This is a genomic window from Virgibacillus natechei (genome assembly GCF_026013645.1).
In the GTDB taxonomy this organism is placed as follows: domain Bacteria; phylum Bacillota; class Bacilli; order Bacillales; family Amphibacillaceae; genus Virgibacillus_L; species Virgibacillus_L natechei.
Genome location: NZ_CP110224.1, coordinates 3,056,847 through 3,069,910, shown reverse-complemented (window position 1 = coordinate 3,069,910; position 13,064 = coordinate 3,056,847). Strand labels below are relative to the sequence as shown.

The window sequence follows — 13,064 nt, the reverse complement described above, 5'->3', positions numbered from 1 at the left end:
GTAATGTAAAGTATCGTTAGGAGTTAATTATATGGAAGCTAATGAAAAAATTCTTACTTGTTATCATTGTGGTAATAAAACATCAATGAAATCTGTAGCAGAATATAAATATACAGATGATGATGAAATATGGGATTATCGTTTTTCTTATGAAAGGCCGGTACATGTTGTCTCTTTAACTAAGTGGTGGATGATGTATATTTGTCCAGTTTGCAAAGAAGTAACTCTTGAATTAGCGACATCCAATAGTGAAGAGTTTCATCCTTCTGGTGCCCGCATTGTAGAAGAAAAAATAATCTATCCTACTATAAACAACGATAATAAATATATACCAAATGGCGTTAGTGATGCATTTTCAGCTGCATTAAAGGTTAAGAACTTAGATGGTGCGATTTGTGTTCTCGCATTAAGAAGAACTTTAGAAAGAATGTGTAAACATAAAGAAGCAAAAGGAAAGGACCTTTTTGAAAAGCTGAAATTTTTGGAGAATGAGAAGATATTACCTCCAATAATTAATGAAATATCATATATTTTAAGAAAAGAAGGTAATTCAGCAGCGCATGCAGACGGAGTGGAATTTGATACACAAACCGTGTTGCTACTAATTGATTTCACTAAAACCATACTAGATTATGTTTATACTCTACCAGAAAAAATAAATAATGCACAGAAGAGACTAGAAGAAATGGATCAACAAACTGGTTCTACAATATGAAGCAATCTTTTTATTCAATCGTTTTGGGAGTAGGGAGTGTCATTTAGCTGGAATTACAGTTTCTCTATAATACCTTTTTAAGGAGATTCGAATATACTAGTAGTGAAGGTCTTTACGGATTTCATGAATTATGAGGATGTGAGTATATGGATCTATTACAAATCTCAAGCTTAACAGGACTTGCCGCTAATGGCATATCTATAGTTGTAAATAGCTATCAGGCTTTTAGGCGATCCAATGTTGAAAAATATTTTGCAGAATTGAATAAGAGTAATGAGAGTTTAAAAGTTATTGGCAATAGCGAAGAACTTGAAGGGCGTTTTTATTATATTATAGACCAGGTTGCAAGAGAGCGTAATAGAAAAAAGTTGGTAGCATGGAAAAATGCAACTATATCCCTCGCTATGGAAGACATTGACTTTGATGAATCTGATGGGCATTTTCAGACGCTTGAGCATTTAACTTATTTTGATCTAACCGTATTGCAGCAAATTTATGCATACAATTATAATAATTTGAATTTTAAAGTAGACATCCTCGACTTTTTTCAAGGTAAAGGGATTGGAAAAGAATATATACTGCGATCATTACGCCAATTAGCCTATAATAATCTCATCAGAGAACAGTATGAAAGTACAGCGATGGTTTCTGGTGCAAAAGCAAATTTGCAGGACTTTCATTATAGCAAGAATAACCTTGGAAGGGATTTTTTGAATTTTGTTTTTCGGCAGGACTTTTAGTAAGGGGAAACGGTGTTAGCCCGCTATTGCTTTACATAGGTGTTAATAGACAGGTTGAGAAGCCCTATATTTAATAGCTAATATTATTATTCTTTATTAAGCGTCCAATTTCAAATATGGACGGAGTAGGCGAACTCTAAGATCATATTGAATTCTTTTTGTTGAATATTTCTAAGAATAAAATGACTGACAACTCCTTTCATTCATTATCATGAGTTATCTTCTTAAGTGTAATTATTTCATTAATATCTTCAATTTCTAAAGCAAAAGCAATTTTCTCAATATGCTCTAGCTGAACGATCATCTAATTAGATGCCCAGAATGCTACTCCTATTATCGCAAAAAGGATCGCGTCGTTGTGGATGTTATCAATACCATTACACATTCCCGTTGTTTAGATATTGAGAATTGCTTGGCCATTAAGGATTCTGGCACGTATGGGGAAATCATAAAGCGTTATCCTTTCTTCATGAAGACTGGGTGGGAGTAGTTGAAAGGGAATGAAAGTATGTCTATTAAAATAAACAGCACATTAAAAATCTGCCGATGATATGATATATCCGGCAGATTTTTGTCTTTCTCGTTTCTTTTTTCAACCACAGCTCAAAGGAGTTTTTTTAAAAAGATGCGCATGAATATAGGTGAAAATATTTAAATCTAGCAAAGTGGTAGTAGCCTATTATTATTCTGCTGACATTCTCGAATTGCAATAAATTTCAAATAATTAACTTTCCTTCATGTGAAGCATATAGTATAATAAAATAGACCTAGTCTATATAGTACTACATGGGAAGCTAGCTTCTAGAATGGAACGAATCCAAGTGAGAAAGCAGTATGTAGATTTATCATTCGAAGGAATTCTACCAGGAAGGTCTTTGTGCGATGTGGGATGCTTATCAAACGTATCAGCCGGACAAAGGTTCATTTGGAACGTACTTCAACTATATGATCCGCAATCGTATCATCGATTTGATGCGAAAGAATAGGCTCGATAAAGATCATGACGAATATTTTTACCACGAAGAAACGAAAAGCCATGAGAGTTGAAATCGCTGGCGCAATAGGGACCTGCCGATAAAGGAAATAGCCGCACGATAATGTGTCACAATTGATGCGGTGAAAGGCTGGGCAAGACTGGCGCAGAGAAGATTGATGAATACGGGGTTTAAAGATTTGGTGCTGCAAAGTATTTAAGTGTACTAGAAGAGCTGTTCGTAGGAATGGTCTGTGTGCCATTTGTAAGAGCAGCTCTTTTTTGGTAGTAAATTTTACATGAATCTACAATTTTTTTAAGAAAGAAGACACCTAGTGGGCACTTCTTTCGATTATAGGAGTAGAGGGAAACTATATACACTATTCCGAGTGCCGCTTTTAGATGAGGAACGGCTGACTGCAGTGCTGACGCATTATTTAAACGAACTAAAACAGAAACGAAACAATGCAACATCAACAGACGCGATTGTATTCTACCAGGACAATTTCGGGTTAATCAGCTCTTACGTTGCTGATGAGCAAACCAACTAGGTGAACGATTTTGGTGAACCGCTTGTTTTGGCAAACAGGAAAGCCTTGCGTCAGAAAATAAGACATTATTTTGTATGCATCTTAGTTTTAGAAGATTAATAGGGGTAATGTATTATAGTGAAATACCAATGATGTTAGATGGATATGATAAAATCTCACTTTTTTATAACGGAATTCGGGCATATATAAAAGGATAGTATACACTCTAACCAGAGTTTACTATCCTTAACCATTCATATTATCTAACAGCAGCTTGTCCACCATCAACCGGAAGTAACTGACCAGTTATAAATTTCGAGCCATTACTTGCAAGGAAAATCATTACTGGACCGAGATCTTCATCCGGGTCTCCATATTTACCACCGAGTGCAATTTCACGTTTGTTTTCTGCATCGTTTTCAGCAAGCTGTTCAGGTGTCATGTTAGCCCGCGCTTCTTCGTACATCGGTGTATTGATCGCAGGAAGAACTGCATTAACACGGATTCCATAAGGTCCCCACTCCGCAGCAATACTCCGTGTCCAAGACATTACTGCTCCTTTGGAAGCAGAATAGAGGGCCGCCCCTGCTTCTTTTCTTATTCCCGAAATAGAGCCATAGTTTATAATAACTCCGTTCCCTTGATCACGCATTGCATTGAATGCTTCCTGGTTCGTGTTTATCGTACCCCGAATATTGATATTCATTAAGAAATCGTAATCTTCATCCGTAATTTCTGCTGCAGGTATTCCCTTTTGAACCGCTGCAACGTGTGCTAGCACATCTAAACCGCCTAGTTCTTTGGTAGCTTTTTCAAAAGTTGCTTTAACTTCTGCACGATCAGCGATATTGCAGTGGAAGTAAGTAGCCTTACCAGGGCCTATCTCATTTGCCTCTTGTACTACCTGTTCACCGAGTTCATCGTTTATGTCCAGGGAAGCTACAATTGCACCCTCTTTTACATAAGTGCGCACTGTTGCAGCCGCCATTCCACTCGCACCACCAGTTATAATAATTCTTTTACCTTCTAGTTGCATGAAACTTCTCTCCTTTCATAGGTTCCCATAACAATAGGACTCGTTGATGATTATTATTAAAGAACCATTAATAAAAGCGTATCGAATAAATGAATTGGTTACAAATTATTTGATTTGATGTTTTCGTTGATTTAACTAATCTCCTTCACTATTACAATCGGAAGGAAGATAGAGCAGGGTAATCTTTCCAAAATATTTTAAGAAAACGCTTTACAATTACGAATATTTGTTCTGAACTATAATTATATTACTATTGTCACCAAACTACCAGAAGGTGGCATGAAGGAATTTTCAAGTTCATGCCACCAAATCAACTTTCGATACGATAGTAATGAAAAAGAGATGTTCTATGAAGCAGCAGTGCTTTTTAGACGAGGGGAGATTCTATAAATGGGTAAAGACAACGTAACATCTGAAGAAATTTTCAAGCAAAATGAAAGAAGGATTCATTACCACATTCACCGATTAAACATCAGAGATCCACATCAACTATACGATTCGTAACCGTATGACGTATTTCGTGATCGAGGACATGTCCGTGAAGGAGATTGCAGAGCAGGAGGGGGGGTTCTGTGGAAGCGGTTCGGCGGAAGTTGCGTGGGAGAGTGTCTGAAGGATGAGCCGGTAAAAAGGCGGCTGTATAGCTAGCTGAATATATAGGGGAGTACATTACTGGATGGTATCATGCTATCAGCGGAAGTGCAGGCCCCTAGAAGTGAAACACATTTAGGGTAGTAGTGGATAATATAACAATACTATATTATTATTTTGCCTAAAAGCAGGACAAGACTTGAAAAATTATGGATTATTGATAATAATATATTTGAGGTGACAAAAATGCTCTTAAATGATACAGGGGTAAGAAGTCTACTAATCAAAGAACTTCATTCTCAGTATGATAATGATCCAGATACTCGAATAATCAATGAATTAGGTATTAATAATGGCAAGTCTAGGGTTGATGTAGCTGTTGTTAACGGAATTATTCATGGTTATGAAATTAAAAGCGACCTTGATACGCTGGAAAGACTTCCAAGGCAAATGGCGTATTATAATAAATTGTTTGAGCGTATGACGATTGTATCATCTAGAAAATATTACAAACCAATATGTGAAACAGTACCCAAGTGGTGGGGAATAAAAGTAATTAGTTCTGATGGAATGCGTTTAATTGAAAAAAGAAAAGGCAGAAAACATGATTCCCAGGATAAAGATATTCTACTTCGTTTACTATGGAAAAAAGATCTAGAAGGATTAATTGATGTATTAGGATACCCGAAGAAAATGAAAAAAATAAAAAAACACCAGCTTCTTGAAATTTTTTCAAAAGAAGCTGATGTCAACATTATCAGGGAACATGTATATCGTTCATTAAAAACCCGGGAAAATTGGAGGCCAGACCTATAATTGTCTTGCAGTCAATTCAATATGGTGGTTTATACCGAATTCTATTGGCTTTGGATGATTCGTAATTTCTAGATTACCTTCAGCACAATCATTGATGGCTCTATCTCCCGCAGAAAAATCAGGATTTTTATATACATCGCTATTTCCTATCTCCTGACAAACATCTTGAATTGTTTTAACACCATCGTTTTCCAATAATGTCGACTTTCCAATATAGTAATCGTCTTATGATCCGGAAGCAAGAGAACTGTGCCCATGCTTCCTAATCCCTAGATCAAAGTGCCTTTTTATCATCCCAGTCATTATTTATATTACCTTTTTTCCTTATCTTTATCCAAGAAACAAGAATGGCCAAGATCAAAACAAAACCTAAATATCCAGTAATTGGATAAACAGATCCTACTAATGTAGTGAATCCAATAAAACTAGCCCCAAAAGCAAGCAAACTAATAACAGTCACACTTATTTTAAATCTTGGTGTTTCTGGTTTTACAAAGCGAACCGTGAAAGCATATAACATGCCAACAGCCGTATTGAAAATCATACCAAGGAGGGCGATTGACATAAGACCCCCGACAATTGGCGATAGTTCAGTAGCTAGAAACAATGTCGGCATATCCGCATTCTGGATCTTATCCGCATTCATAAATAATCCTAAATTAATTAAAAAGAGCAATATCCCAAGACCAAGGCCGCCTAATAAGCCACCGCGGCTGGCAATCTTTTCGTTTTTTACCGTACCACCAACGACTGTTAACATGGAAATACCTGCTGCAATATTATAGGACACATACAACAGTCCACCCACAAGCCAATTTGGCGCACCAGATGGTTGCGAGGTAGCGATCGAATCCAGTTCTTCTAAGCTTGCACTACTTGTAAATATGGAATAAATGGTAATGATAAAGATTGCTAGAAGCAGCAATGGTGTAATCATACTAATAATAGAAATGACATTTTTCACATTTAAGCATAGGGTTGCGATAACCAATAATGTAAGGAAAAAAGCACCGATCATTGGTGATATGCCAAATTGCTGTTGAAAAATGGAGCCACTACCTGCGATCATCACAGCGGCTACCCCAAACAGGAAGAAGATCACCAAGATGTCTACCCCTGCCCCAATATACCTGCCACATATGTTATAGATGACTTCTTTATGTGATGTTGTTTGTAAACGGGAGCCAAGTTGCATGATTTGCATACCTAAAAAGGCAAATAAAAATGTTGCTATAGCCGTCCCAACTAGGCTATACCAACCAAAGCTTGTAAAAAACTGAAGTACTTCCTGTCCGGATGCAAAACCTGCGCCAATAATAAGCCCAATGTATGCACCTGCGATTTGTAAACTTTTTTTCATCCAACGACTCCCTTTATAATTATAATGTTAAGACAATTTATCGGGAAGAAGGAAGCAAAAGAACCGTCCATGCTTCCCGCCCAACCGGGCTTCCTAAAAATCAAATATTTTCTCGGAAACGGTAAATGCTTCTAATGCGTCTTCATCCATTTCATAACCGATTCCTGGTTTATTTGGCACTGTAATTAATCCATTTTCCACGGTGACCTCAGGTTTAATAATATCTTTTTCCCAATATCTCGCGGAGCCTGCAGTGTCACCTGGTAAAGTAAACCCGGACAGTGTTGTTAGTGCAATATTATGTGCGCGGCCCACACCGGCTTCAAGCATGCCGCCACACCAAACGTCAATACCATTCTCCAGGCAGTAATCATGAATGCGTTTCGCCTCGGTAAGTCCACCAACTCGTCCAATTTTTATATTAATAATTTTACAGCTTCCGAGCTGGATCGCTTTTTTTGTGTCTTCCAGTGAGTGAATACTTTCGTCCAAGCAAATCGGTGTCGCCATGACAGCTTGTAGTTTGGCATGGTCAACAATATCATCATGTGCCAAAGGCTGCTCAATCATGGTCAAGTTCAGGTCATCCAGTTGTTGCAAATGGCTGATATCTGCTAAGGTGTAAGCTGAATTCGCATCCGCCATGATTGGCGTATCCGGAAATTGTTCGCGAACCGCACGTAAAACATCCACATCCCAGCCTGGTTTAATCTTTATTTTAATACGCTTATATCCTGCATGAACATAGTCACCAATCGTATGTAAAAGGTCTTTTACCGTTGGCTGAATACCAATGCTGATACCGACATCAATTTCCTTTTTCTCTCCACCGAGTGCCGTTGCCAAAGAGATATTCTCACCCTTAGCATACAGATCCCAGATAGCCCCCTCTAAAGCTGCCTTAGCCATATTGTTTCGTTTAATTGGCTCAAAAAGCTTGGACACGTCATCCGGATGGTTTATGTTATTTTCTTGTAGAATTTTTATTAAAAAATCTTCCATGACATGTAAGTTGGTTTTCACCGTTTCTTCGCTATACCATGGACTTGTAAAGGCAACTGATTCACCAAATCCACTGTTCCCATGTGTATCAATCGCTTCTGTTATATAAAATTCTTTATCTTCCATGGTGCCAAAACTTGTTGTAAATGGGTCTTTTAACCGCATGTTTAATTTACGTAATTTTATTTGTTTGATTGGAATTGTCAAACCCAAAACCTCCTATTTTTTATGTGTAAAAGCATAATAATTTAATTTCCCGGTATGGCCCTTTATAAGATCTCTTGCCTGATAGCCGTTTTCGAAAAGGGCTTGAAAGACTTTCCTTGTTTCCATACGCCATTTTTTAGCTAATTGAAAATCCGCTTGCTTTATTTCCTGAAAATTACTAGGTATAGCCATATAGAGGTCTTCAGCTGTTTTGAATGGATTTGAATAAAAGATATCTGTAATCAACGGGGAGCCTTTTGGGGACGTATCCAGTAATAACTTTTCTTTCGTAAAGGGGATGTTACTAGCTGTATGATTTTTATTTATATCCCATTTAATATGAATACGATCAGTTGGCAATCCTTGATTAAGTTCATCTGTCATTGATCCATAGTAATTTTCTTTATATATGGATCCGGTTGCTCCGAGTTTATGTAAATTCAGATAGGCATTTCGACTTTCGAGCGGATCGAATGTCCATGTAATCATTTGATACCCCATGTTTCGCGCAAGTTCCGCCTGCTTTAACTTCATTTTCACACCAAGACCAGCTGTTCGATAGGCTGGTAAGATCCCAAGCATATGAGAACATAAATAAGGAACATGCCCATCGAAACCTGCAAAGCTATATAAAAAGCCAATCATCGTCTTCCCATCAAATGCTCCCAGGATAATGCCGCCGTTATTTATTGCAGTAAATGTCTGATGTACTGGAAGCGGAGACATCTGCCAGACAGCTGTTTCCACTTCTTTCATATGGTGCAATTCTTCCATTGTTGTAAGTGTGCGAATAACCAAGTTGTCCATATTCCGCTTCCTCCTATTTTCAAACGTTGTATAACTCAAATCCTGAGTTTCGAATAAGGAATGAATATAAGCTGTAGTCCATTCCACTTATTTCAGGATTGGTATGTAAGCGAGAAAAACTTCTATGAAGATAAGGTGTTCATTTTTCAATTGCAGATTTCATAACGAAACTCCTCCCCAAACATTTTATGCGAAAAAGTCTTGCCCATCGATCGAATCGAAAAGCTTCGCCCGTTTTTGAAATTGATCCGGTTTTGCCAATGAGACAGCTGATGTAATACTGTTTGTTAATGACAATATGGCTGGTGCTGCGTCGAGTGTTGATTTCACATTTAATTGTAAAGGTAAAACAAGGCTGGCATGATTCGTAATTGGTGAAATCGGCGAATCCGTGAAAGTAATCACAAAGGCCCCCCGTTGTTTAGCAAGCTTTGCAATATGTATCGTATCTGCTGCATACCGATGAAATGAAAAAGCAACAAACACACTTTGCTCCGTCAATTCACTGATTCGTAATAACACATCGTCGACATTCGGCTGATAAAAACGTGTATTCCCTACTATCAGATCCAACGAAAAGGCAAACCAGCTTGCTAAAGCGTGGGAGGATCTAGCCCCTGCGATTAACACGTGATCAGAATTGGCTAGTTTCTTAACGGTTTTTTCCAGATGCATTTCCGGTATTTGCTCCATCACCTTTTGAATGGAATGTCTATCATGTTCCATTAAGCTTTTGATTGGTTCACTTGTTTTGTCATCCACTGCTTTAGCTTCCACATAATCAGATAAACTGCTTTTCTGAAAAAGATGGTGCTGAACCTCTTTCTGGAGTGCGCTATATCCCTTGTAATTTAGTTTTTGACAAAAACGAATCACTGTCGTTTCACTGACACCTATTACTTTTGCTGCTTCAGCCGCGGAATAGATAGCAAATGTTTTAGGGTCGTCATAGAAATGTGCTGAAATCTTCTGTAAATTTTTCGAAAAAGTTGATTGCTGTTCGTATATCTTCTGATAAATACGTTCCATCCCGATCCCCCATTATTAGACAGCATGCAGATTAATCCTTCTTAGCAATGTAATAAGAATAAAGCAAACGCTTCTTTTTATTTTTAAAAAAAGTAAATACTTCGTAAATTTAATTGATTCTATCATAATTTGTTTATTTTATCAATACTTGCTATTACAATTGGAAGCACGTGGAAGGTTCTTCTCCTGCTTCCATGTTTATCAGAAACAGGAAGAAAAAGAACCGTCCCACGCTTCCTCCCTTCCATCCCAAAAATTGATTATCGAGAGACGTATGTGTTATTATCTTCCGTATATTATCGGTTCACTTCTAAATATTGGATAAGGATGGCGAAGAGTAATGAATAATACTATCGAACAACGGGTTATGGATACGTTTCATCATTTGCATAACAATGCAGAGATTAGTTGGAAAGAGGTACAGACTACGAGTTATATTGAAGGTATTTTAAAGGAAAGTGGGTGTACTGTCAGAACGTTTGATGATTGTACGGGTGTCGTAGGGGACTTTGGTAATTTTAATGCAGGTTTACCAGTAGTGGCTGTACGAGCGGATATTGACGCGTTATGGCAAGAAGTAAATGGGGAATTTCAAGCAAACCATTCGTGTGGTCATGACGCGCACATGTCTATGGTTTTAGGTCTATTATGGCGGCTTGAACAGGAGAAGGACTTAGCTGAAAAGGTAGCTGTCCGATTTATTTTTCAGCCGGCAGAGGAAAAAGGATCCGGTGCTTTAAAAATGGTAGAAAAAAATGTTGTAGATGATGTTGATTATTTATTTGGTGTCCATCTAAGGCCGGTGCAGGAAGCAGAAATGGGGCATGCCACGCCAGTCATCGTCCATGGAGCTACTAGAATGTATAGTGGTGTAATCCGAGGTGAGGATGCTCACGGGGCGCGGCCACATCTCAATCATAATGCTATCGAAATTGGTGCTCAGATCGTAAACATGTTGAAGCAAATCCATATTGATCCGCTCGTTCCGCATTCTGCTAAAATGACCGCATTCCAGGCCGGAGGAGAAAGTACGAACATTATTCCCGGCAATGCATCTTTTTCATTGGATATCAGGGCACAAACGAATGAAGAAATGGAAAGGCTAGACACAAAAGTTAATAATATTATGGATGCCCTTAAAGATTTATATGATGTGGATATAGCAATAAACCTTATTGGAGAGATTGCTGCGGCTAAATTAAATGATGATGCGATAGACATGGTGCGCGGGGCTATTGTGGACACGCTGGGAGAAGAAGGGCTGGACGAGCCATTAATTACACCTGGTGGTGATGATTTTCATTATTACACCATTAAGAAGCCTTCCTTAAAAGCAACAATGTTAGGGATCGGATGTGACTTAAAACCTGGATTACATCATCCGAATATGACCTTCGATGAAAAAGCATTACAAAATGGAACCGATATTTTGTATAAGGCAGTTAAGAATGTGTATTCATTATAGAAAATAGACCCTACATCAAATGTGTGGAATCTGCATGATCATTGCGATTGCATATACTACCGCATAATCAAAAGCGTAAATGCCTGAAGCAAGAGATCAGAGGGCATTTTATGCTTAACTTCAGGAAGGTCTGACCTTTTTAAGTAAATCTAAATTTCTAGAGGGAGGAAGAATGTATTGAAGAAAAAAGAAAGTAGTTCCAAAAGGCGTTTTGTGATGCCTGATGCTTTTATTATTATTTTTAGCATTGTGTTTCTCGCCGCGGTTGCGACATATTTCATACCCGCTGGCACCTATGAAAGAGAGACTTTTGATAATGTAACACAGGTTGTTCCGGATAGTTATTCAACCGTGGAGGCAAATCCCACTAATTTACTGGATCTATTTAGGTCCGTACAATTAGGACTGGTTGAGTCAGCGAATATTATATTTCTAATATTTACCATCGGCGGTATCGTGGCCATTATTAATTCGACAGGGTCCATTAATACTGGTATTAATGCCTTAATTGTAAAAACAAAAGGGCGTTATATGCTATTGATTATGTCTGTCTCTGCTATATTTGGTATATTAGCTACCATGGGTGTTGCCGCCAATGCTGTTATCGCATTTATCCCGATTGGTATAGCGCTGGCACGTTCGCTTAATCTGGATGCGATCGTTGGTGTAGCAACGGTGTATTTAGGGTACTATGCGGGAATGGTTGCCGGGGTATTTGATCCTACTATACTTGGTTTAGGCCAATCTATCGCCGAGTTGCCATTATTTTCTGGTATAACGCTGCGTATTGTTATATTTATAACGCTTCTTATAATCACGATTACATACATTAATTTTTATGCGAAAAAAGTTAAAAATGATCCGTCAAAATCGTTGATGGGGGACAGGCTGTTTACGGATAATAATGATGAATCGGCAGGGCAAGTGAAAGATGCAAATTTTACTAGAAAACAAAAATTGATCGTGTCGACGTTCTTCGTATTTATTATCTTTTTTGTATACGGTGCTTTTAACTATGGATGGAGTATAAATGAGCTTGCTGCAATATTTTTGATAATGGGAGTAGTTGTTGCCCTCATAGCAAGAATAACACCGAATCAATTTATCAGCACATTTATGGATGGAGCAAGATCACTCGTTTATGGAGCTTTGGTCGTGGGGGTTGCAAGAGCAGTTATTGTTGTTCTGGAACAGGGTAATATTCTTGATACCATTGTTCATGGTGCACTCGTTCCGTTAGAATCAACTTCCCTTTTTGTAGGTGGCCAATTGCTATTTGCATTTAATTTGCTATTTAATCTATTGGTCACCTCTGGTACAGGTCAAGCTGCCATAATTATGCCATTAATGGTTCCAATTGTTGATCTATTAGGCTTAACAAGACAAACCGGGGTACTCATTTTAAAACTGGGAGATGGGTTTACGAATATCATTACTCCTACATCTGGTGTGCTTATGGCGGTTTTAGCGGTAGGAGGCGTGCAGTGGACAAAATGGGCTAGGTTTGTTCTTCCATTAGCATTGATGTGGGTCGCTGTTGGGGCCATTGCTGTAGGTTTTGCTACCTTAACGGGGTATGGACCTTTTTAAGAGAGCGGTTGATATTTGGGGGAGTAGTATAGGTGCATACTATTCCCCTTCATTCTCTTCCATATAACTACTGCTCTTGGTGAGATCTACCTGCGTCAGTGCAACCCCTAAGAAATCGCTATAAATGCTGGGCAATAGCTTAGTCTTTAGGACATTGGTGTCAGGCCCCACCCACCCTCGGGGGATCATGTGGAGAACGAGCG

The 13,064-nt window shown here is 38.3% G+C and carries 13 protein-coding genes; 7 read left to right on the top strand and 6 right to left on the bottom strand.

Features of this window, described 5'->3' with window-relative positions:
* The first annotated feature begins 31 nt into the window (after positions 1-31).
* The 4 genes from OLD84_RS15620 (at position 32) to OLD84_RS15605 (ending at position 2,979) form a co-directional block, all read left to right on the top strand.
* Positions 32-715, top strand: coding sequence for a DUF4145 domain-containing protein (locus OLD84_RS15620; protein WP_209463865.1), 684 nt, complete (start codon positions 32-34; stop codon positions 713-715).
* Positions 716-861: 146 nt separating this feature from the next.
* A complete protein-coding gene (locus tag OLD84_RS15615; protein WP_209463866.1) occupies positions 862-1,455 on the top strand; it encodes a hypothetical protein in 594 nt (197 codons plus the stop codon).
* A gap of 840 nt (positions 1,456-2,295) precedes the next feature.
* Positions 2,296-2,502, top strand: coding sequence for a sigma factor (locus tag OLD84_RS15610; RefSeq protein ID WP_264917503.1), 207 nt, complete (start codon positions 2,296-2,298; stop codon positions 2,500-2,502).
* Positions 2,503-2,763: 261 nt separating this feature from the next.
* Complete coding sequence (locus OLD84_RS15605; protein WP_209463868.1) at positions 2,764-2,979, top strand: hypothetical protein; 216 nt, start codon at positions 2,764-2,766, stop codon at positions 2,977-2,979.
* 238 nt (positions 2,980-3,217) lie between these two features.
* Here the strand turns inward: OLD84_RS15605 and OLD84_RS15600 are convergent, their stop codons facing one another.
* Positions 3,218-3,994: an SDR family NAD(P)-dependent oxidoreductase gene (locus tag OLD84_RS15600; RefSeq protein ID WP_209463869.1), complete on the bottom strand. Its 777-nt coding sequence runs from the start codon at positions 3,992-3,994 to the stop codon at positions 3,218-3,220.
* Positions 3,995-4,831: 837 nt separating this feature from the next.
* Between OLD84_RS15600 and OLD84_RS15595 the strand changes: the two genes are divergently transcribed.
* Positions 4,832-5,401 (top strand): sce7726 family protein, encoded by a 570-nt coding sequence (locus tag OLD84_RS15595; RefSeq protein WP_209463870.1) that lies wholly within the window; start codon positions 4,832-4,834, stop codon positions 5,399-5,401.
* Here the strand turns inward: OLD84_RS15595 and OLD84_RS15590 are convergent.
* From OLD84_RS15590 to OLD84_RS15570, 5 genes are all read right to left on the bottom strand, one after another.
* Complete coding sequence (locus OLD84_RS15590; RefSeq protein WP_264917502.1) at positions 5,396-5,614, bottom strand: beta family protein; 219 nt, start codon at positions 5,612-5,614, stop codon at positions 5,396-5,398. The two genes, OLD84_RS15595 and OLD84_RS15590, sit on opposite strands and share 6 nt — an antisense overlap.
* Before the next feature lie 61 nt (positions 5,615-5,675).
* Positions 5,676-6,761: a YkvI family membrane protein gene (locus tag OLD84_RS15585; RefSeq protein ID WP_209463872.1), complete on the bottom strand. Its 1,086-nt coding sequence runs from the start codon at positions 6,759-6,761 to the stop codon at positions 5,676-5,678.
* 93 nt (positions 6,762-6,854) lie between these two features.
* Complete coding sequence (gene menC, locus OLD84_RS15580) at positions 6,855-7,964, bottom strand: o-succinylbenzoate synthase (RefSeq protein WP_209463918.1); 1,110 nt, start codon at positions 7,962-7,964, stop codon at positions 6,855-6,857.
* A gap of 18 nt (positions 7,965-7,982) precedes the next feature.
* Positions 7,983-8,777: a GNAT family N-acetyltransferase gene (locus tag OLD84_RS15575; RefSeq protein WP_209463873.1), complete on the bottom strand. Its 795-nt coding sequence runs from the start codon at positions 8,775-8,777 to the stop codon at positions 7,983-7,985.
* Between the two features lie 186 nt (positions 8,778-8,963).
* Positions 8,964-9,806 (bottom strand): MurR/RpiR family transcriptional regulator, encoded by an 843-nt coding sequence (locus OLD84_RS15570; RefSeq protein ID WP_209463874.1) that lies wholly within the window; start codon positions 9,804-9,806, stop codon positions 8,964-8,966.
* A 340-nt stretch (positions 9,807-10,146) separates the two neighbouring features.
* Here OLD84_RS15570 and OLD84_RS15565 point away from each other — a divergent pair, with 340 nt between their 5' ends.
* Together OLD84_RS15565 and OLD84_RS15560 are read left to right on the top strand one after the other, a co-directional pair.
* The gene (locus tag OLD84_RS15565; RefSeq protein WP_209463875.1) at positions 10,147-11,271 is read left to right on the top strand and encodes a M20 peptidase aminoacylase family protein; all 1,125 of its coding nucleotides are present in this window, start codon (positions 10,147-10,149) and stop codon (positions 11,269-11,271) included.
* A gap of 177 nt (positions 11,272-11,448) precedes the next feature.
* The gene (locus OLD84_RS15560) at positions 11,449-12,861 is read left to right on the top strand and encodes a YfcC family protein (RefSeq protein ID WP_209463876.1); all 1,413 of its coding nucleotides are present in this window, start codon (positions 11,449-11,451) and stop codon (positions 12,859-12,861) included.
* The last annotated feature ends 203 nt before the right edge of the window (positions 12,862-13,064 follow it).